At 47.8% G+C, this 19,945-nt stretch carries 19 protein-coding genes; 8 read left to right on the forward strand and 11 right to left on the reverse strand.

Going from position 1 to position 19,945, the window contains the following annotated elements:
* Positions 1 to 67 precede the first annotated feature (67 nt).
* Positions 68 to 1,108, forward strand: coding sequence for a glycosyltransferase family A protein (locus NIES2104_RS10785; protein WP_082689966.1), 1,041 nt, complete (start codon positions 68 to 70; stop codon positions 1,106 to 1,108).
* Between the two features lie 217 nt (positions 1,109 to 1,325).
* Here NIES2104_RS10785 and NIES2104_RS10790 read toward each other — a convergent pair whose 3' ends face one another.
* A complete protein-coding gene (locus NIES2104_RS10790) occupies positions 1,326 to 2,120 on the reverse strand; it encodes a hypothetical protein (protein ID WP_058998219.1) in 795 nt (264 codons plus the stop codon).
* 137 nt (positions 2,121 to 2,257) lie between these two features.
* On the opposite strand from NIES2104_RS10790, the gene NIES2104_RS10795 reads away from it, so the two are divergent.
* From NIES2104_RS10795 to NIES2104_RS10810, 4 genes are all read left to right on the forward strand, one after another.
* Complete coding sequence (locus tag NIES2104_RS10795; RefSeq protein WP_058998220.1) at positions 2,258 to 2,464, forward strand: hypothetical protein; 207 nt, start codon at positions 2,258 to 2,260, stop codon at positions 2,462 to 2,464.
* Positions 2,457 to 2,678, forward strand: a complete 222-nt coding sequence (locus NIES2104_RS10800) for a DUF2949 domain-containing protein (RefSeq protein ID WP_058998221.1) — start codon at positions 2,457 to 2,459, stop codon at positions 2,676 to 2,678. Before NIES2104_RS10795 ends, NIES2104_RS10800 begins: the two co-directional genes overlap by 8 nt.
* Before the next feature lie 79 nt (positions 2,679 to 2,757).
* The gene (locus NIES2104_RS10805; protein ID WP_058998222.1) at positions 2,758 to 3,843 is read left to right on the forward strand and encodes a glycosyltransferase family 4 protein; all 1,086 of its coding nucleotides are present in this window, start codon (positions 2,758 to 2,760) and stop codon (positions 3,841 to 3,843) included.
* A gap of 153 nt (positions 3,844 to 3,996) precedes the next feature.
* Positions 3,997 to 4,434: a hypothetical protein gene (locus NIES2104_RS10810; RefSeq protein ID WP_156426921.1), complete on the forward strand. Its 438-nt coding sequence runs from the start codon at positions 3,997 to 3,999 to the stop codon at positions 4,432 to 4,434.
* A gap of 252 nt (positions 4,435 to 4,686) precedes the next feature.
* Here NIES2104_RS10810 and NIES2104_RS10815 read toward each other — a convergent pair whose 3' ends face one another.
* From NIES2104_RS10815 to NIES2104_RS10840, 6 genes are all read right to left on the reverse strand, one after another.
* Positions 4,687 to 4,998, reverse strand: coding sequence for a hypothetical protein (locus NIES2104_RS10815; protein WP_058998224.1), 312 nt, complete (start codon positions 4,996 to 4,998; stop codon positions 4,687 to 4,689).
* Positions 4,999 to 5,219: 221 nt separating this feature from the next.
* Positions 5,220 to 8,363, reverse strand: a complete 3,144-nt coding sequence (locus NIES2104_RS10820; RefSeq protein ID WP_058998225.1) for a PAS domain S-box protein — start codon at positions 8,361 to 8,363, stop codon at positions 5,220 to 5,222.
* 79 nt (positions 8,364 to 8,442) lie between these two features.
* On the reverse strand, positions 8,443 to 9,657 hold the full coding sequence (locus NIES2104_RS10825) for a glycosyltransferase family 4 protein (protein ID WP_304608004.1): 1,215 nt from the start codon (positions 9,655 to 9,657) through the stop codon (positions 8,443 to 8,445).
* 280 nt (positions 9,658 to 9,937) lie between these two features.
* Positions 9,938 to 10,588: a pentapeptide repeat-containing protein gene (locus tag NIES2104_RS10830; protein WP_058998226.1), complete on the reverse strand. Its 651-nt coding sequence runs from the start codon at positions 10,586 to 10,588 to the stop codon at positions 9,938 to 9,940.
* Positions 10,589 to 11,980: a DICT sensory domain-containing protein gene (locus NIES2104_RS10835; protein ID WP_058998227.1), complete on the reverse strand. Its 1,392-nt coding sequence runs from the start codon at positions 11,978 to 11,980 to the stop codon at positions 10,589 to 10,591.
* A 12-nt stretch (positions 11,981 to 11,992) separates the two neighbouring features.
* Positions 11,993 to 13,564, reverse strand: coding sequence for a photosystem II high light acclimation radical SAM protein (locus tag NIES2104_RS10840; RefSeq protein WP_058998228.1), 1,572 nt, complete (start codon positions 13,562 to 13,564; stop codon positions 11,993 to 11,995).
* Between the two features lie 304 nt (positions 13,565 to 13,868).
* Between NIES2104_RS10840 and NIES2104_RS10845 the strand changes: the two genes are divergently transcribed.
* Positions 13,869 to 14,189 (forward strand): DUF1830 domain-containing protein, encoded by a 321-nt coding sequence (locus tag NIES2104_RS10845; RefSeq protein WP_058998229.1) that lies wholly within the window; start codon positions 13,869 to 13,871, stop codon positions 14,187 to 14,189.
* 124 nt (positions 14,190 to 14,313) lie between these two features.
* A complete protein-coding gene (locus NIES2104_RS10850; RefSeq protein ID WP_059001665.1) occupies positions 14,314 to 14,724 on the forward strand; it encodes a DUF4079 domain-containing protein in 411 nt (136 codons plus the stop codon).
* Here NIES2104_RS10850 and nadB read toward each other — a convergent pair.
* From nadB to NIES2104_RS10870, 4 genes are all read right to left on the reverse strand, one after another.
* Complete coding sequence (nadB, locus tag NIES2104_RS10855) at positions 14,690 to 16,363, reverse strand: L-aspartate oxidase (RefSeq protein WP_058998230.1); 1,674 nt, start codon at positions 16,361 to 16,363, stop codon at positions 14,690 to 14,692. The two genes, NIES2104_RS10850 and nadB, sit on opposite strands and share 35 nt — an antisense overlap.
* An 82-nt stretch (positions 16,364 to 16,445) precedes the next feature.
* The gene (gene psbU, locus NIES2104_RS10860; RefSeq protein WP_058998231.1) at positions 16,446 to 16,853 is read right to left on the reverse strand and encodes a photosystem II complex extrinsic protein PsbU; all 408 of its coding nucleotides are present in this window, start codon (positions 16,851 to 16,853) and stop codon (positions 16,446 to 16,448) included.
* 76 nt (positions 16,854 to 16,929) lie between these two features.
* Positions 16,930 to 17,928 carry an adenylate/guanylate cyclase domain-containing protein gene (locus NIES2104_RS10865; RefSeq protein WP_058998232.1) on the reverse strand — a complete coding sequence of 333 codons (999 nt, stop codon included), beginning with the start codon at positions 17,926 to 17,928 and terminating at the stop codon, positions 16,930 to 16,932.
* A 166-nt stretch (positions 17,929 to 18,094) separates the two neighbouring features.
* On the reverse strand, positions 18,095 to 18,823 hold the full coding sequence (locus NIES2104_RS10870; protein WP_058998233.1) for a DUF3120 domain-containing protein: 729 nt from the start codon (positions 18,821 to 18,823) through the stop codon (positions 18,095 to 18,097).
* 241 nt (positions 18,824 to 19,064) lie between these two features.
* Here NIES2104_RS10870 and NIES2104_RS10875 point away from each other — a divergent pair, with 241 nt between their 5' ends.
* Positions 19,065 to 19,919 carry an undecaprenyl-diphosphate phosphatase gene (locus tag NIES2104_RS10875; protein ID WP_058998234.1) on the forward strand — a complete coding sequence of 285 codons (855 nt, stop codon included), beginning with the start codon at positions 19,065 to 19,067 and terminating at the stop codon, positions 19,917 to 19,919.
* Positions 19,920 to 19,945 lie beyond the last annotated feature (26 nt).

Below are 19,945 nucleotides of genomic sequence, written 5' to 3' on the forward strand. Positions count from 1 at the left end.
TGTACTCTTGGAGATGCCGATCGACATACGCAAAATTACGGTTATGAGCAGTTCCTGATAGCTTCTTATGATCCATAAAATTACGGTAGTAGTCCCGGTCTACAATGCCGAAGCGTATATCGGTAAAACGATTCAATCCGTTCTGGCGCAGTCTTATTCTGATTTTGAAGTGATCTTAGTAAATGATGGGTCACAAGATTGTAGTATCGAAATCTGTCAGCAGTTTCACGATCCCCGGATTAAGATTTTGCACCAAGAGAATCAAGGTCCGGCAGCCGCTCGCAATTTGGGAATTCGTCACGCGCAAGGGGAGTATGTCGCCTTTTTAGACGGAGACGATCTTTGGACAGAAGATAAATTGGCGAAACATATCGAACATCTCGATCGCAATCCTGAAGTAGGTGTGAGTTTTTGCCCGTCTCGATTCATCGATGATCAGGGCAAAGAGATGGGCTTGTTGCAGTTGACCAAGATGAGCGGAATTACACCGATCGATTTACTCTGTCGAACCCCGATCGGAAATGGCTCGGTTCCGGTGATTCGCAAGTCGATTTTAGAAGCGATCGAGTTCGTGAATGATGCGGGTGAGGTGTGCTATTTCAACCCGGATCGACGATTGCACCCCTCTGAAGATGTCGAATGCTGGATCAGGATTGCGCTGAAAACCAAGTGTCAGTTTGAAGGCATTCCGGAAGCGTTGACGCTGTATCGAATTAGTTCTCAGAGTCACTCGGCTCAATTAATGAAGAAGCTGCATTCTTGGGAAGCGATGCTACAAGATTTAGAAGATTGGGCACCGTTAGAGGCACAAGAATGGAACGCGCCTGCAATGTCGTATCAGTATCGGCACTTGGCAAGACGGGCGGTTTCGTTGCGCGATCGGAGAATGTCGATCGATTTAATTCACCAAGCGATTTCGACCTATCCTGCCATTTTGGTCGAGGAGCCACATCGAACCTTACAAACGTTATTTGCGGCTTATTTGCTGAAGGTGTTGCCGAAATCTTGGTATCGGGGATTTGAAGCGATCGCGGTTCAGATCACGGGTGCGATGCAACGGTATCGAATGAATTCCCAATTACAAATGCGGAGCACCGAATCAACGTGAATTCGATGAATCATCTCGCTTCGCTGTTTGGGGCTTCTGCCCCCTAAATCCCCCAAAACTGGGGGACTTTGAGTGGAAAAATCGATTCAATTAGGGAAATGCCGCTACCTTCAAAGTCCCTCAGAATGGGGAATTTAGGGGGCGAAACACCCAAAAACGGAGCGAAAAATCTCATCAAACTCAGGGTACCTAGATTTCGCGGTGGAATCATTTATTTTCAAGGCATCCCCGTCACACCCGCCCAAAAATATTTCTTAAACGAACTCATATCCGTCTGAAGCGTCACCTGCTTCGCCCATGTATACACATCAAACGAAACCTGCTCACCATTCACCCGAAAATTTCCCAACAGCGTTACCCAATGACTCGGAAACGGAATCGGCAGCGGATTCCCCTGTAACAAGCCCTCAGCCGTAACCAACAACAACGCCACACCCCCCGCTTGAATCGCCGCGATCGATTGATTCATCGCCTCGATATCACTAAACAAAAACGCCTGATGATAGTCCGTCTTGGAATAGCCCAAAAGCTCTCGAATCCAGCCTTTAATCTCCCAAGATTTTGTCATGCCCGCCAGATTACGAATCAACTCCGAAGCATTCGGCTCGATTGGAAATAACGAAGACTCAGACTCTCTCAGGGTTGCCAGCACCATCCAATCCGTTTGGCTCATCCGCAGATTGCGATCGACATTTCCCCGCAGTGCTTCACTCGCTCGAATCCATTGTGTCGTCCCTTGAAATCCGCCACTTTCAAACAGATTTCGGCAAATTTGCACATAGCGAATCGGTTGTTTGCGAACTAATTCAAACAGCACACACGCAGGACCGCAAAATGGTTGTCCGCCCTGGTTAACTTGGAAAGGGTCAGCAATGCGCGATCGCAGCTCTGCAACGATCGTCGCCTTTTCTAAACACGCCCAAACACCCGCAGCACTCGATTGTTCAAACGTATCAATTTCGCTGATCGCTGCTTGAATTTGTGTTGCATCCAAACTTACAGAAGTTATCATGACCGGGTTTTCTCCTAAAAGCGTGATATCTATCACTCTCTTGAAAGTAAAAAGTCACATACCCGTTCTGGAGCTGTCACCGATCTTTCAAGTCAAAGCGTCGATAGTAATATCACAGTGCTTTATTAGATTTCCCGATGAACGATTTGTCGCTCGCACCTGACCTGTCTGAAGTGTTTGCCAAAGTTAGCAGCAGTGGCAGAATGACCCTGCAAGATTGCCAACACCTGAGAACCGTATTACTCGAAAACCAGATCAGCGATGAAGAAAAACAAGCCATCGATCGCTTACTTTATGCCATTCGTCTCGGTCGCATTCAAGTGATCGAAGAACCCCATGCCTGAAACGACTCGCTTGATTCAATTTCTCACCGACGAACTGAATGTCTCATCGAACTCGATCGCGCTTGCCCTGCAACAATGCGAACAATCTCCGAACTTACTTCCGATCGTGCTCTGGCAGTATGGCTTGATCAATCTCACCGAGCTAGAACAAATCTTCGATTGGATGGCAGAATCAACCTGTGTGATTCCCAATGCTCAGGTCATCTTTCCGTAGTAGTAGTGCTGTAGCCAGATGCGGAAGCTTTATAAAAAGTTTATCGTTTGGGTCGATACTTTTAGTTTGGAGGCTTACGATGCGGATTGCTCAGATTGCTCCTCTGTGGGAAACGGTACCCCCGCCCGCATATGGTGGAGCAGAATTAGTAGTGAGTTTATTGACCGAAGAACTCGTGCGACGCGGACATGAAGTGACGTTGTTTGCGACCGGAGATTCGACCACTCAAGCCACACTCGATGCAATTCACCCTAGTGCATTGCGACTTGATCCCGCTGTAAAAGAGCATTCCGTTTACGAAGCGATTCAACTCAGTCGCGTCTACCAAAATGCTCACAAGTTTGACATCATTCATTCGCATATTGGGTTTGCTGCTTTAGCTTGCTCCCAATTAGTTAAAACGCCTACAGTGCATACTTTACATGGCACATTTAGTTTAGATAACCAGAAAGCTTTTAGTTCTTGTAAATCACAATCTTACGTTAGTATCTCCAACACTCAACGAGAACCCCGATTAGGATTAAACTACGTTGCTACGGTTTATAACGGGATTGATCCTTCCACCCATCACTTTTATCCTGAGCCAGATGCCCCGCCGTATCTGGCTTTTTTAGGGCGACTGTCCCCCGAAAAAGGACCCCATCACGCGATCGAGATTGCAAAGCGCGCAGGCTACCCGCTGAAAATGGCAGGCAAAGTCGATCGCGTTGATGTCGATTATTTCGAGCAGGAGATCAAACCTCACATTGATGGCGAACAGATTCAATATCTTGGTGAAGCGAATCATGTGCAGAAGAATCGACTGATGGGAAATGCGATCGCAACCTTATTTCCGATTACTTGGTGCGAACCGTTTGGTTTAGTCATGATCGAATCAATGGCGGCTGGAACACCTGTGATTGCGATGGAATTGGGTGCGACCTCAGAAGTGATTGTGCATGAGGAAACAGGTTTCTTATGTCAAAGCGTGGATGAATGTGTGGCAGCCGTTCAACGGATTGATCAAATCGATCGATGGGCGTGTCGTCGTCATGTTGAGACCAAGTTTGGCGTGAAACAAATGGTTGATGGCTATGAAGCCGTTTATCGTCAACTGTTAGGAGAGAAGTTTGCTCACAACGGTCACAGCAAGAGTATGCCAATTTTGGAGACATTGCAGCGGTAGAGGTTAGATCACACTGGGCGACCGAGTGCGATCGCCCAGTTACACAGATGACACACCTGTGAAGTATTGATTAAGGAATGAGCTGGGTATGATGAAGCCAACGGGAAAGATACCAGATTTCCCCAAATGCAGAGTTTAATCAACCACGAAATTATGCTGAAAAAAATCGAATTTGGAATCTTAGCAGCAATCTTAGTCAGCACCGGATCGATTGCTCCAGCGTTTGCTCAATCTACCAGACCTGCAACGACTCCCGCACCAGAAGCGCAGTTCGTTCCGAGAGCGCAAGTTAAGTTGAATGGCGATCGCGTGAATATCACGTTGATCAATCTCACCAATGCTGCGATTACTTACCAAGCGATCGGGGATACTGAAATTAGAACTTTACCAGGACGTGGAACCGTGAACCTTCAGGGCTTGAGAGTTCCCACGACACTGACGCTCGATCGACAAGATTCCGGTTTATTGAATGTCACTCCGAAAGAAAAGGCTCCCGGTACGATCGAGGTTACGCTCGATGCCACAACTGACTTAGGAATCGATAGTCCGACGCTGCGGCTTGAAAGTAACGGTTCTGTGTTTCTTTATTAGATGAAGGAACACTCTAGAAGATTCGCTTTTCTAGACGATATTTGAGTACTCTTCGTTGTTGCTACATCCCGCCCTGAAATGAATTTCGGGCTAACCGACGCAAGTCCATTGAAAATGGACTAAGAAGCTTGAAGCTTCCTCTGAGTCTACTTCAGTAGACTTTCGCCGATTAGCCCGAAATTCTATTTCAGGGCGGGAGTGCAACGCAGCGGAATGACTGTTTACCAGAACACCCTCTTAGCGTTTCTTGCTCTACTGCATTGCACTAGCAAGAACTTGCGCCAACTGTCGCAGTTGAGTCGCAACTTCTCCTTCTTGTGATTCTGCGGCATTGTTCAATTGCTTGGCTAAATCAGACAAAATTGAGCCAATCTCGCCGCTCCGAACACCGCCATCGATCGCTAACTTGAGTTCTCCTAGGGTTTCGGCAAACGGTGTGCCTTTAAGCTGCGCCTGCCAGGATTCAATATTTGCGACTGCAGTTTCTGGATTGATCGATACTAATCCCGATTTTAAAAGCGCGATCGTATCGTTAACGTTTGCTGTTTGAGCCGTATTTGCCATTGTTAGATCCTAATGTTATATGTGATCTCTTAGTGTTTCTGATCGACCCTACGAATCCGTCAACCTGAAGGGAGAGTTCGATCGCAGAAAGTACCCGTCCGGGGAATGTAGCCGATGTAGGAAATTACTTATCGTGGAGATGTTCGAGCAGTTGAGTGGGTGTTGTTTGTCAGTAGAAACAGTTGTGCAGCCTGAGTTCTGACTGACAAACAGCCCTTTTCTTAATTGAGCAAAGCCACGATCGTATTCACCAGTTCATCTGGGTCAACGGGTTTCGCTAAATGTTGCTGAAATCCTGCTGCTAAAATCTGACGCTGATTGGTTTCACCTGCATAAGCCGTGAGCGCGATGGCGGGAACATTAATCTGTTCTCGAATCTGCTGAATCAATTGATACCCATCAAGATCGGGCATTGCAATATCGCTGATGAGTAAATCCGGCTGGAACTCAGAAAGCTTTTCAAATGCAGATTTTGCCGATCGAGCACTTTCAACGATCGCGCCCATCGCCTCTAGCAAAAACACGAGAAAATCCAGATTATCCGGTTCATCATCGACCGCGAGAATTTTAATTCCAGCAAGATCACGACTTGATTTGGGCATCTCTGGAGCATCACTCTGCATCTGAAAGAGTGAGAGCGGCAACCTCACCGTAAACGTTGCCCCTTGATTTTCACCCGCGCTTTCAGCCGAAATCGTCCCGCCGTGTAACTCAACTAAATGACGAGCGATCGCTAGTCCTAATCCCAATCCGCCAAACTGGCGAGTCGTCGAAGAATCCCCTTGACGAAAGCGATCGAAGATATACGGCAGCACTTCCGATCGAATCCCCTTTCCAGTATCGCGAATCTGAATTTCTGCTTCAGTGCCAACCTGGGATAACTTCACGTCAACCCGTCCAGCATGATCGGTAAACTTCACCGCATTCGAGAGTAAATTCCAGAGCACTTGCTGTAATCGATTCGCATCCCCTCGCACTGTTTCAACATCAGAATCTAGATGAAGGTGAACCTCGATCGCTTTCGATTCAGCGGCGAGTTGCACCGTTTCTAATGCGGCTCGGATTGTCTCAACTAAATTCACTGAATCCGAATTCAGGGTGAGCTTACCTTGCAGAATGCGTGACACATCCAGCAAATCTTCGATCAATTGAGCTTGCAGTTGAGCATTGCGCTCGATCGTTTCTAAGGCTTGCGGAACTTTTGCAGGCGGACATTTTCCGGCTCTCAACATTCGTACCCAACCTAAAATCGGATTCAGTGGCGTTCTCAATTCGTGCGAGAGTACCGCCAGAAATTCGTCTTTAATCCGGTTCGCTTGTTCCGCTTGTTCGCGCAGGCGTTGTTCTCGTTCTAGAAGTTGCTGGCGTTCTGCTTCTTGCTGCTTGGTTTCAGTAATATCGATCACGGCTCCAATCAGTCGAACTGCTTTGCCGGATGGATCGAATAGTGCTTGTCCAGTTGCTGAAATCCAGCGCTCAGCGCCATCCGAAGCCCGAATCACGCGATATTCGGCTTTGAATTCTCCTGAACTGCCCGGAGCGATCGCAGCTTCGACCCGTTGATTTGTGAGAGCCAGATCTTCAGGATGCAGCAACGATTCAAACTGTGCATAGTTCACTTCTGCATCGATCGACAATCCAAACATCGTTTTGCAGCCGTTATCCCAGGTGAGTTGTTCAGTAAGGAGATTAAAATCCCAGGTTCCCAGTTTGGCACACTCGATCGCGGATCTTAAGCGCTCTTCGGTTTCTCGGAGTGCGGCTTCGATCTGTTTACGCTCGGTGATATCACAAACGGCTCCCGGAAACGAGATCGGAATCTCATTCGCATCGTATTCGACTCGTCCGCGTGCGAGTACCCAGCGTTCACCCTTGACCGATTGCAGCCGATATTCTGCGAAATACTCTTCTCCAGTGTCGATCGCTTTGCGAATCGCCGCCGAAACCGATTCGCGATCGTCCGGGTGCATTCCCGCTAAAAAAAACTCGATCGGCAATCCTTGACTTGCATTTTCGGGCAACACACCAAACAAATTCGCAAATTCTAGATCAATGAAAATTAGGTTTTGCCGCAGATCCCAGCGCCATGTATAGATCGATCCTGCAGCTAACGCCGAAGACAGCAATGAATCCGCTTCTTTTAAGCTGGCTTGGGTTTGTTTAAGTTGCGTGAGATCGATCGCAAAGTAGTATCCGCTCTGTGAACCATCTTCAAACAGTCCCGCGCTAATCAAAATCGGAATCCGCCGTCCATCTTTGTGCCAGTACTCTTTCTCGTAAGGCGTAGAATATCCTTGAGTTACAACTTCTTCAACTGCTTTCGCATCCTGCGCTTCCCACTCAGGCGGTGTAAGCGCTCTCCAGCTAATCTGTCCCGCTTCAAGCTCCGATCGACTATATCCAATCAAATCAAGCAAGGCATTATTTGCCTCGGTCACTCTGCCTTCGATCGTCCAAATCGCCAGCGGCACCATATTCCCCTCGAACAAGCGACGAAACCGAGCTTCACTCTCTCGCAATGCTTGTTCTGTGTGTTTGCGATCGGTAATATCTGTCACAAAGACTGATAGCCCTTTATCCGAGGGGTAAGCCCGATTGACAAACCACCGATCCCAGGTCGGATAAAGAAACTCAAATTCGATCGGGATTTGCTCAGCTACACTGCGATGATAAGCCTCATAAACCGGAGTCGCGACCAAATCGGGGAAGACATCCCAAACGCGCCGCCCAATCAATTCTGCTTCTGATTTTTGCAATAATCGCGTTGCGGACGGACTCACGTAGAGATAATGCCACTCTCGATCGAACACCACAAACGCTTCAGTGATACTCTGCAAAACAGTTTCGGCTCGTTCTTTCGCGCTTTCTGCTGCTTGCCGCAAGACTCGTTCTCGCTCGGTCGCTTCTTGTTGGGCTTGTGCTGCCAATTCCTCCTGAGTAATATCCCGCACTTCGATCACGGTTCCGATCGTTTTCCCGCTTTGTCGAATCGGGCTTGCGGTATACGTCACCGGATAAAAGTGCCCGTTCCGATGCACGAACACTTCTTCGCCTTGTTCTTGATTGTTTTTGGGAAAAACTTGATCGATCGGACATTCGCACAAAGGATAAGGCGTTCCATCCGGTCGCGTGTGATGAATCACATCATGTAACGCTCGTCCTTCCACTTCTGCGAGAGTAAATCCTGTAAGCTGCTCAGCCGCAGGATTCATATACACACACTGCTGGTGTTCATCCATGACAAATAGCGCCAGCGTTGCATTGTTACAAATTGCTTCCAAGTACTGCTTGTAGTGTTGAGTATCGGTTGCAGGTTGTGACGATCGCTGATATTCACTCAAGGGCGTGAGAGGGTGAGAAGTCATGAACGAGCAGCCATTTGTCTAAAATTAGATTCATCGTATGACAAGCGATCGCGCGCTCCTGTCTACCGATGGAGTGAACTTATACCAAAAGACGGTTGTAAAGGTCTAAATATCGCTGAGCTTGCAGATTAATTCGATATTCGGAAAGTGCGATCGCTCGACACTGTTGTCTCATCTGCGATCGTTGTTCTTCGTCTTCTAGTAACATCACAATTCCTTGAGCAAGATCATTAGTATCCTCCGGTTTTGCCAGATATCCAGTCACTCCCGGACGCACTAAATCTGAAACACCACCCACATCACAAGAAATCATCGGTGTTCCACACGCAAGACTTTCTTGAAGAACTAAGGGCAAGTTATCAGCACGAGTGGGAAATACAAATAAATCTGCGGCTGAATAGACGATTGCTTTTAAGTGTTCATCCCGGATGTAGCCAAGTGCAATCGCTTCTATTTCAATCTCTTTGACTGAACCTTCTCCTAGCATTAACAACACGGTTTCAGCTTTCAACGATTCAGGTAACTGTTGTAGTGCGGCGAACAATAAATCCCCGCCTTTGCGCCATTCCTGAAGATGCGTTGCAACGAACAACAATACTTTCTTACCTTTCGGAATGTTTAACTGTGCGCGACAGTGCTCTGGATCAAGCGGCTGATACATTTCAGTATCAATTCCATAAGGAATATGATGCACTGCAAAGGAGCGGAACAATGGGCTTTCTCTCGCAACTGAAGCTAACCATTGACTCGGAGCGACGATCGTTAAATTCGCTTTCTGATAAGTCCACTGTTTGAGCTTCCATTCCCATCGGGTACGATCGCGCTTCATCGGTGGGAAAATCTCTAAATCTGGACAACGACCACAGCCGATTTTCCAGCGATCGCATCCAAAGCTAAAAGAACAATGTCCTGTAATCGACCACATATCGTGCAGGGTTAGTACTGCGGGCTTATCTTGAGTTAAATGTGCGAGTGCTAGATAGTTAAAGTACCCGTCATGTAAGTTATGAAAGTTGATGACATCCGCAGATTGATAAGCTGGATGTTTGCTTAGATTAAAAGTTGAAAGTAAGTGAATCTGTGTGAATCCCAATGGATCAGTCAATCGCTGAATGCGTTTCTCAGTGCGAGATGCAGAGGGAATGAGAGAAACGCGATCGTCTTGAGTTTCCTTGCGGCTCACTAAGAATCGAGAATCAATTTCTTGCTGTAATAGTCCTTGATGGAGACGATGAGCCGCGATCGCCGCTCCACCTGAAATATCTGTTTGATTGACATGGAGAACTTGCATCATGGCTGCTTGACTGTAAGAGCAAGTGGCGCATCACAGAGCATATAAAACAAAAAAGAATAGTGAGTAAGCTGGTTCAGACCGCTAGGGCATGTTTTAGAACCTTTTCACTCCGTTGCTCACCCGCCCCGGAATAGAATTCGGGGCTAACCAAACGAAGTCCACTAAAGGGGACTAACAGCCAATTTGAGTCTCTTTAGTCCTTTTCAAAGGACTTCGCACCGATAGCCCCGAATTCCATTCCGGGGCGGAAATGAACGAAGCGTGAGTTTTAAAACACACCCTAAGGCATTGTACTCATCGGTTGAGCAAGAACTGTTCCAATGGTGCAAGCTCCGATCAGGTTGATGCCTTCAAGGTTTGCATCTTGTAGTTCAGCACAAAGTAAATTCGCGCCTGCTAAATTCGCGCCTGCTAAGTTTGCACCTTGTAAATCAGCTTCTTCCAAATTCGCTTCGCTCAGTTGTGCGCCTTGTAGGTCAGCTTGGCTTAAGTTTGCACCATGAAGATTAACACCGCTCAGATTTGCTCCGCGTAGATCTGCTCCTCGTAAATCAACACCTTGTAAGCTGACTCCCATCAGGTTTGTGCCGCTGAGAAATGCACCTGCTAGATTGGCACGAGTGAGACGCGATCGCATCAAGTTCGCCCCACGTAAGTTACTTCCCCGCAAATCTGCCTCAGTTAAATCTGCCTGCATCAAATTCGCGCCCGTTAATGATGCTCTTAGATCTGTGCCGATGAGTTGACAGCCGACTAGGTTGGCACCATCTAAGACCGCACCAGAAAGTTTTGCATTGGTGAAGTCAGCACCAGAGAGCTTTGCCCCTGCAAAATTTGCACCGCTTAGCTCTGATTTCGAGAAATCTTCGTCTTGTAGATCTACTCCTGCAAGCTGTTTAACTTTGCCCGATCGAATTGCCTGAATGTCCATTTATACTTGCTCCGTCACTTTGGCAGACAAATCTAATAGGGCTTCGTCTGAATGCGAGTCGAGAAGCCACATTCCAGCAGCAATCTTCGGAACTTGAATCGGTAAGCTAAGTCCTTGTTGCATCGCACTGACTAAAAGCGTTAATGCTTCTACAAGTTTACTATCCCAGCGATCGCCTGCTTCAGCTTGACATTCGGAAAGCGCGATCGATAATGCTGTTTCAGGATTGCTCGATCGATGTTGTGTCACTCGTTGCTGAAATTCAGCTAACAATCCAAGGATTCTAGACTCTAAAGGAATCTCATCGCCTGCAAGTCCCGCAGGTTGTCCTTGTCCGTTCCACTGTTCGGATTGATGCGTGACGATAGTCGCGATCGCGTTCAGTCTTCCCATATTTCGGAGGATTTGAGCACCGGGAACGATCGGACAGCAAGGAGCTTCCGTTTGATGATCTGCAATGCGCCCGAAGCTACCTGGACTGAGAACACTATCAGATGTTTTTAAGAAAGCTAATCGGTGAAGCAATGCAGAAAGCCGTAATCGATTCAATTGCCAAGCTGGAAGATCAAGCAGTTGTGCCATTGCTTCGGATAAGGATGCAACTTCAGCGGCGGCGTTTGGATTGCTGATATCAGTTTGATCAATGAGTTGAGCGAGGCGAAGAAAGGCTTGCAGTTCGTTCGAGGTGAGATTGTTATCTAAGGCTTCGTGTTTGGAGCGTGTCCGTAGTTCTGCCTGCTCAGTCTGAAGATAGCTCACTACCATCGAAACTGCTTGATAGATTTCATCCTGTTCGCTAGGGTGAGCTTTGATTTCAGCGACTTTAGAGCGGAGATGCTTGGCTAAGTCGGGATTGTATTGATCAATATGTTCGATCGCAAAGTTAATCGTTTCTTCGACTAATCCTGCCTCGAATGTCCAGAAGCCGTAGAATTTTCGCTCTAAGTCTTCGGTGGGAATCCCTTGAGCACCGTAATCTTCGGCGGATAGTTCCTGACAGAGAACCATTGCCGTGTAAGAGGGAGCCAAGATCATTAAGTGCCATTCTTGAGCAACTGGATCAGCTTGATCGAGTTCGACTAAGGCGACATTCGATCGCTGACTGGTGGGATGGTCTTGGAATCCAGTATCCGAAGAAGCCATGATCACAATTTGATCGGCGCGATCGGCGATTTCACTGTAGCGATCGGCTTCTTGGAGGTACCATTTTCCCCGTTGGAAGGCAGTGATGACTAAGGGCGCACTAGAGCAGCTTAGAATACAGTCTTCGAGGGCGTGGCACAGCGAAACTAAAGTGTTTTTGTAGTACACCCCAAAGTTAAGCGGACGTTTGCCGATGGCTCCGGACTGGTGAGCTACTCTAAGATCGTTGAGAATTGAACCTTCCAACATAAGCAGGGGAAATTAAGGGGCAGTAACAAGTTGAGGATTGGGTTTATCGATTGGGGCGGTCAAAGCTTCTTCAAGATCTGCCCGTCCGAGTCGCTCTTCTAGAATATCCATTACTTCGCGTCCGAAATCGTTGGGATTACGGTTCCAGGCTTGCAAACAGACTTCACCGAAGAAGGAGCCGAGCGGTTCTGGATTCCAAAGCAGTTTCCGCACCGTCCAAGGTTTGACATTCATTGGATCGTAACCCGGTTTGAGAATGTCGTTTTTGAAAGCGTACTCTTCTAGATGGGTGTGCGGTTGCAGACCGATGAAGAAGATCGCAGGTTCGACTTTATCGGCTCCGAAGATGCGTTCGAGTTCACGGTGATACGCGATCGTTTGTCGAATCGTTTCGGGTCGCTCGTCAATCACATTAAATGAATAGTTCACGGAAACCAGATCATTGAATCCAGCCGCTTTCAAATCGCGACAGTTTTCTAGAACGGTTCTGAGGTTGTAGCCCATTCTCATTTTGCGAACGAGTTCCTGAGAACCGCTAGTGATGCCAATCTCGAAATAGTTCATTCCGGTCTTGACCATCAGATCCGCGAGTTCAGGCGTGAGATTGTCTGCACGAATGTAAGCCGCCCAATGAATGTCGGTCATGCCTGCATCGACAATTTTTTGCAGCAGTGCGATCGCATCGTCGATGTATTTTCGGGCTGGGATGAATTGAGCATCGGTAAACCAGAAGTTACGGATTCCCTTTTTATAAAGTTGCTGCATTTCTTTCACAACTTCGTCAGCGGGATTAATCCGAACTTGTTTGCCTTCGATCACGGTGTAGACGCAATAGCAGCAGTTGTGAGGACAGCCGCGTTTCGTTTGAACACCGATGTAAAAGTCTTGAGATTGGAAATAGTACTCGAATTCTTTCCAGATTTGCGAGATGTAATCGTAGTTACAGGCAGTTTTCTCGATCGGGGTCGGGAATTCGTGAATCATGCGATCGCGGGGTTTTGTTTCCCCCACGATGTAGCACCGTTCGTCGAGAAAATCCTGACCTCGCAGCAGTTTTTCGAGCAGCGTTTCGCCTTCACCCACAGATACGATCGTGCCTTTCGGTAAGCTTTTCGCAACTTGCTCGTAGAACACACTCACAGCGCCGCCACCGACAACGATTTTGGCATCGGGATTGTATTGTCTCGCCCGTTTTACACCTCGACCAATCAGATTCGAGTTGCGCCACAGTTCGCCGTAGTAGCCGGATGCAATTCTAAGTAAACCTAGTGCGCCGCGTGCTTTCAGAAAGGGATTTGAGGCGTAGTAGTACTCGAAAGTGTATTGAAGCGGGTTGCCGCCGCGTCCACCGACCGGAGCGTAAATCTGAATATCGCGCCAAGAATAAACCAGAAGCGTTGGTTTGAACTCGTCAATGCAGGCATCGAGCGCAGAAGCGTAATCGAGTGGCGGAACTGTGCCGAGGTCGAAAATTCTCTGGGTGATTTCGGGAAACTGCTTATGGACATGATCAGCGAGGTAGACCACGCCGATCGGGAAAATGGGATTGCAAGGGAGCCGAACGTAGAGAATCCGCGTTTCCATACCGTTCCTGAAATTGTTTCACATAACTTTACGATATCACTGACTTCGGTTCTCTGCATGACTTGGAACGAAGTTTTGGATTCAAGCGAATCGAGAAAATCAATTTTCGCTTGTATTTTTATTGTATTGGGTATCCATAAGTTAAGTAGATTTAACTTTTTCTCGATCGCTTGATGCTGCTCAATTTCAGGGCATAAATCGTCGTAAAAAGAAATCGTTGGTAATCGCCTTTACAGTTGTCAGGGATCGCTCAGTGTTAGTGTTCAGATACAGCCTGTTTTTTAGCGTAGGATCTTAAACCGCCATGCCTCAAATTCTTGATCCTCTTCCATCGGAAGGATCTGACCCAATTCTTTGCTGCTATGTAAATGCGACGAGCCTAATTCAAATTGCTCGGATTACAAATGTGCCCAATTGGTATTTTGAGCGCGTGGTTTTTCCGGGTCAGCGATTGTTATTTGAAGCCGTTTCGACCGCTCAACTAGAGATTCATACCGGAATGATGGCGAGCGCAATTTTATCCGATACGATTCCCTGTTCGACTCTGATGGTGAGCGAGGAGGGTGATGATGAACCGTTTCCCCAGTCTCTCGGATTGGCAGTGACTTCTCATAAAGTTGTGTAAATGCTTTGCATTTCTTTAAGAATAACGGTTTCGTATTGTTTGTTAAAAAACTGATTTCGACCTCAAGAACCGCGATCGCGGTTCTTTTTTTGCACAATTAAGAAGACAGGTTTCGGTGACTGCTTTGGATTTACCTTCTTTTATTTGGTTGTGGAAGATTGCGGCTTGGGCGATGGGACTGACGATCGCAGCTTATCTCGTTCAAGTGGTGACGGGTTCAGGCTTGCTGTTTGGCGCGAGAAAAATGCGATCGCTGCATATCGGAACGGGAATTGCGATCGCGATCTTCGTTCTCGTTCTCTTGGGAATCGGGTTGGTGGGCACGATCGGGCATTACGGCAGTCTCGGACACTCGAATCATCTTTGGTCAGGACTTGCGGTGGTGGAACTCGTTTTCCTCTCAGCTTGGAGTGCGGTACAAATTCCGAGTCAGCCTTGGGCGCGATCAGTTCATATTGGCGTAAATTTTCTGCTTTGTTTGGGGCTGGTTTGGGTGTCGATTACGGGTTGGGAAGTGGTGCAGAAATATCTTTGACGGGTGCGGTTGACCAGCGATCGAGTTCGACGATCGTATGAACGCGCCAAACTTCGGAAGGGTTGGGAAAGTCAGAGCGATAATGTCCTCCACGACTTTCCTGTCTCATCGCTGCGCTTTTCAGAATTAATGCTGCTACGTCGAATAAGTTATACAACTCGCCCCAATCGCGAAGCTCCTCTTCTGTGAGGTTTAGCTTAAAGGATTGTTCAGGCTTGAGATCGCAGAGAAGCTGACTTAACGGGAGTTGGAGAAATTCTTGTTGCCAAGATTCGATTTGAGCGATCGCATTTTCTAAGGTCTTCTGCTCTCGTGAAATTCCTGCACTTTGCCAAACGATTCGGGGCAGAGCAGAACGGAATTGCTCGATGACTTCGTCACGCGGCAACGCGCCCGATTCAAACGGAACTGAAACGGGTTCGACGGGTTTTAGAGGAGATGCGGGAATGGGTTCTAGGTTTAGCGATCGAAACTGTGCCCCAAATACTAAGCATTCCAATAGAGAATTACTCGCGAGTCGATTTGCTCCGTGAACTCCGGTGCTGGCAGTTTCACCGACTGCGTAAAGATGTTCGATCGACGTTTCATTCTCCAAACCCGCGCCAATTCCACCCATCCAGTAATGTGCTGCGGGTGCGACTGGAATCGGCTCTTTGAACACATCTACGCCCCATTTTTGACAAACCTGAATGATGTTTGGAAATCGATGCTGAATCGTTTCTGCTGGAATCGGACGCAAATCCAACCAAACGGTTGCAGTCGCGGGATCGGCTTCGGTTTTTTGAATGTGGTTGAAAATCGCACGACTGACCACATCACGCGGCGCGAGTTCACCGGATGGATGGTAATCGAAGGCGAAACGGTGTCCAGACCGATCGACTAAATGCGCTCCTTCTCCTCGAACGGCTTCGCTAATTAAGAATTTCGGCGCACCGGGTATCGTCAATGCCGTGGGATGAAATTGGACGAATTCGAGATCGCGTAAGGTGGCTCCGGCTCGATGTGCGATCGCAACTCCATCTCCGGTACTCACTGCCGGATTTGTAGTTTGAGCGAAAACCTGTCCGCCTCCCCCAGTTGCTAGAATTACCGCCTGAGCGCGAATCCAATGCACTTCAGATTGGTGAATCAAGCAAACACCTTGACAGCGATTTTCTGAATCAAGCCACAAATCCAGAACAAAGGTCTGATCCAAAACTTGAATATTTTCGCGCTCTAACACTCGTTCGGCTAAAACGCTCACAACGGCTCTTCCAGTCGTATCCGCAGCATGAAGGACTCGACGACGAGAATGAGCGGCTTCTAAGGTCAAAGCAAGCTGGCTCTGATGTCGATCGAATGCCACCCCCAGATCTACCAAATGATGAATACACTCCGCCGCATTTTCGACCAAAAATTCAACCGCATCGCCGTCACATAAACCCACACCCGCTGACAGCGTATCCGCAATATGAAGCGCCGTTGAATCTTGCGGATCAATCACCGCAGCAATTCCGCCCTGTGCCCAATCACTCGCAGACCGAGCCACACTATCCTTGGTGATCAGTCCGACTCGATATTGATCGGGCAACGAAAGCGCCGTATATAATCCTGCGGCTCCCGCTCCAATGATCAGCACATCATACGCAGATTGCAGCATCAATGCTCCTTGAATAAAAAAATCGCTCCACGCAGACCGAAAAAATCTGCGGAGAGCGCAACTCTACAAAGTGAAAACAATCTTAGCGGTAAATTCCGTTGTTATAACGGTCTCCACCCTCAACCAGTTCCTTCGATACTTCGGTGGTCACGAAGTTATCCATATTCGCTTGCAGAATTTCCTTTTGCTTGTCGGTCAAGCCTGCAATATTCAGCACATCTTCAACGGACTCGTAAGGCGCATTTTTCACAATCAGACCTGCCAAAGTCGGATACAACCCTGGCAACTGGCGGAATGCTCTGACATTCGTGTTATTCAGGTCGAGCTTCTTGCCATACTCGGTCGCCATTTTATCTTCGACCACGTTGCGATAGTCCGCTGCCAACACCGTAACCCCGTTGAAATTTGCTGCGATCGCTGCTTGAGGCAACCAGCCCAGACAGCCCACCACCAAACTCAAAACCGCCAAAAAGCGAATCAAACGTTTCATTGTTAATCCCTCCCACTGGATCGAGCAAACGCAATACACAGCTTTTATTAGAGCCTATCATTTTGCGGTATCGAAATTAGTGCAAGGTGTCTAAAGTTGTTTTGAGAAAGCGATCGAGATCCGCAAAGGAGCACGCATGAGTCGGAGTAGGCGTGTCGTATCCCTTGAGTTCAACTACGTAGCGCTCTAGAAAATTCACGTTTTCGATGTGTTCTGTCAATTGCTCGTAGGTTCTTTCGCCTAAAGCAATATCTAACCCAAGCTGCTTCGTCGCGGATTCTAAACGGAAAGCTGCGTTGACCGTGTCACCTAAAGCGGTGTAATCCGGTCGATCGCCGCTTCCAGTATTTCCAACCATTGCAAATCCAGTATTCACGCCTGCACCGATCCGAATCGGGAACGGCAGCGGGTATTGGTGATATAAATTGCTCGTCATCCGGTGCAGAGCGTTGATTGCCTGACAAATTCTCAGGGCTTCGTCTCGATCAACTCCATTCGCGCCATGCGTCCAAACCGCCATGACTGCATCGCCAATGTATTTATCAACCCAGCTTCCATACTCCCGAATAATGTCGCCTGCTTGCCGAAACCAGGTACCAATGACTTCCGATAACAGCTTTTCATCGAGTTGACGAGTCAGAATCGTGAAATCGCGAATATCAACGACGAGAACCGAAATGAGACGGCGGACATGAAGGGTTGCCGTTGCGGTGAATTCTTTGGAGTCGGGATCGTCTGAACTTGAAGAAGAAGGACGATTCAACGGACAGAAAAAATCGACTTCGGTTTGACCGAATGTTAAGCGATCGCCGTTTTGTAGCGTTACCGGAATGCTGACTCGTCGCCCGTTGACAAAGGTTCCATTGCGGCTGCCTAAATCAATTAAGTAAAACTCTCCGGTTTCCATCCATTGCAGCATCGCGTGATTGCGAGAAATCCAGCGATCGCGAATGACAAACGTGTTATCTTCGCTTCGTCCGATCGTCCAGCAATTATTACCGACCAGTGGGATACGGCGGTTATTGAAATCGCTGCTGTGCAGCACGAGATGGGGAGGAGGTTGGAGGGTGACCACAGGTTCAACAAGGAAAGAACAGCATCCTTTCCTATGATGCTACGCCTGAGTGCTAAATGTTTCAGTAGTAGCGCTTGGAATATAAGGCTTGAATGAATTATTTTTGACTGTGATCTCCGCAGTCTTTGGGAGGCAAAAATCCGGGTTGATTCTGCCCTGTCCGCAATTACGCTAAAGTCGCTGCAATCCAAAATAAGCTGTCAACTAGAATCGTGCTCAGGACTGCGCCGCCAAATGCGACCCAATGCGGGACTTTCAGCTTCAACGAAAATACACCGACGCTCAGCAAGACTGCGGCTAGTGATATTACCCAGAAGATCCCATTGGGGGTGTACATCTGCATAAGAGCCTGTTGGAAAATCGGCTGTACTGCGTCGGGTTCCACCTGCATTAATTTCCGCCAGTGTGGAAGCAAATCCGTTAGATAGAAGTAAAGATCCGTGAGCGCAGTTCCAAAGAGCGACCCCAAGTAGAAAAAGTTTCCCAGCTTGCACCAGTTTTGTCTTAAGCCCCAAATCGCGATCGGGAGTCCAATCGCTTCGATCGGTAAGTGTAAAGTTGGCTCCCAGCGAAACCATCCCCAGTAGAGCGATCCGGCTAACCATGTCCAAGTAAAGCCCGTGAGCAGTTCGCCCCAGTGTCGTGTTTGAGGTTTTGCAGAAAGCGCGATCGATGCCCAGACCCAAACAGAAGTCAGCAACAATGCGAGAAGGGGAAATGATCGAACTAAAGGCGCTTCAAAGAAGACAGGTACTGAAACTAAGAAAACGGATGCACCAAAAATGAGAAGAGAGCGAGACGATGCGGGACGCTCAGCAAATGAAGATTCTGAAACGGCAATCACTTCAGCCTCTGGGGAGTAACTTGTGGTGGAACTGGGGGGATATGAAATCAAGGGATTCTTAAACCGGCTTAATTTTATTAACTTAACTTAACATTACCATAGGAAATTTTCAGAGAATCGATCGAGAATCTTGAATTGTTCCAGCTGGCAAATACCCCCTGGGGGCATATTCCTAATCCTACCGGAAATTTCCTGATGTCACTCAAGAATTTCGGAAGTGGAAACCAGAAGCTCTAGAAAGGCTGTACACTCAACAGCCAGAGTTTCGCTCTATAGGTTGAGGAAGCACACGATGCCAGTTTTTCTCGTTGCGGGTCAGGTCAATCAGCTTTTTGCTTTATTTCAAGGCATTGTGCTTGGTCTAGTTCAAGGAATCACCGAATTTTTGCCGATCAGTAGTACCGCCCATTTGATTATTTTCACAGATGTATTCGGCTGGCAAACTCAATGGAACAAAGCCGCGATCGATGCGATTCAATTCGGCAGTGTGGTCGCCGTGGTGATGTATTTCTGGAAAGATATTCGATCGATTCTATCTGGAGCACTAGCGGCATTTGCGCGGAAGGAATGGGATCGTGAGGAATGGAAGATTCTCGTTGGAATTGCGATCGGTACGATTCCCGCGTTAGGAATGGGCTTTGTGCTGAAGAAATTAAATCTGCTGCCAGAAAGCGTGACGATTATTGCCACGATGTCGATCGTGATGTCGCTTCTGTTGGCACTATCAGAAAAAATCGGAACTCGGAAACGCGGATTTGATGAACTGGAGATCAAAGATGGGATTTTGGTCGGTTTAGGGCAAATGATTGCATTGTTGCCAGGGGCATCGCGATCGGGTTCGACGTTGACAGCCGCATTGTTTCTAGGATTGCGACGGGAGACAGCCGCACGATTTTCTTTTTTGTTAGGAATTCCAACATTAGCGATCGCAACTCTGGTTCAGGCTGGCGATGTATTGAAAGAGGCGGATATGGGACTGCCTTTATTTGTGGGAGTTGTATCGGCGTTTGTGTTTTCGTATTTGTCGATCGCTTGGCTCTTAAAATTCTTACAGCGTCAGAGTACTTGGGTATTTGTTTGGTATCGGTTGGCGTTGGGTGTGACGTTGTTAATCGCGATCGCCACAAATGTTCTGAAGGCTGTTTAGACTAGATAAGCTGTCAAGTTTCGGGT

The organism is Leptolyngbya sp. NIES-2104, from assembly GCF_001485215.1.
Lineage (GTDB): Bacteria > Cyanobacteriota > Cyanobacteriia > Leptolyngbyales > Leptolyngbyaceae > Leptolyngbya.

Excerpts from the sequence above, each read along its gene's own strand:
- NIES2104_RS10785 (WP_082689966.1), top strand. The coding sequence starts at position 68 with ATGATCCATAAAATTACGGTAGTAGTCCCGGTCTACAATGCCGAAGCG.
- NIES2104_RS10790 (WP_058998219.1), bottom strand. The coding sequence starts at position 2,120 with ATGATAACTTCTGTAAGTTTGGATGCAACACAAATTCAAGCAGCGATC.
- NIES2104_RS10795 (WP_058998220.1), top strand. The coding sequence starts at position 2,258 with ATGAACGATTTGTCGCTCGCACCTGACCTGTCTGAAGTGTTTGCCAAA.
- NIES2104_RS10800 (WP_058998221.1), top strand. The coding sequence starts at position 2,457 with ATGCCTGAAACGACTCGCTTGATTCAATTTCTCACCGACGAACTGAAT.
- NIES2104_RS10805 (WP_058998222.1), top strand. The coding sequence starts at position 2,758 with ATGCGGATTGCTCAGATTGCTCCTCTGTGGGAAACGGTACCCCCGCCC.
- NIES2104_RS10810 (WP_156426921.1), top strand. The coding sequence starts at position 3,997 with ATGCTGAAAAAAATCGAATTTGGAATCTTAGCAGCAATCTTAGTCAGC.
- NIES2104_RS10815 (WP_058998224.1), bottom strand. The coding sequence starts at position 4,998 with ATGGCAAATACGGCTCAAACAGCAAACGTTAACGATACGATCGCGCTT.
- NIES2104_RS10820 (WP_058998225.1), bottom strand. The coding sequence starts at position 8,363 with ATGACTTCTCACCCTCTCACGCCCTTGAGTGAATATCAGCGATCGTCA.
- NIES2104_RS10825 (WP_304608004.1), bottom strand. The coding sequence starts at position 9,657 with ATGATGCAAGTTCTCCATGTCAATCAAACAGATATTTCAGGTGGAGCG.
- NIES2104_RS10830 (WP_058998226.1), bottom strand. The coding sequence starts at position 10,588 with ATGGACATTCAGGCAATTCGATCGGGCAAAGTTAAACAGCTTGCAGGA.
- NIES2104_RS10835 (WP_058998227.1), bottom strand. The coding sequence starts at position 11,980 with ATGTTGGAAGGTTCAATTCTCAACGATCTTAGAGTAGCTCACCAGTCC.
- NIES2104_RS10840 (WP_058998228.1), bottom strand. The coding sequence starts at position 13,564 with ATGGAAACGCGGATTCTCTACGTTCGGCTCCCTTGCAATCCCATTTTC.
- NIES2104_RS10845 (WP_058998229.1), top strand. The coding sequence starts at position 13,869 with ATGCCTCAAATTCTTGATCCTCTTCCATCGGAAGGATCTGACCCAATT.
- nadB (WP_058998230.1), bottom strand. The coding sequence starts at position 16,363 with ATGCTGCAATCTGCGTATGATGTGCTGATCATTGGAGCGGGAGCCGCA.
- psbU (WP_058998231.1), bottom strand. The coding sequence starts at position 16,853 with ATGAAACGTTTGATTCGCTTTTTGGCGGTTTTGAGTTTGGTGGTGGGC.
- NIES2104_RS10875 (WP_058998234.1), top strand. The coding sequence starts at position 19,065 with ATGCCAGTTTTTCTCGTTGCGGGTCAGGTCAATCAGCTTTTTGCTTTA.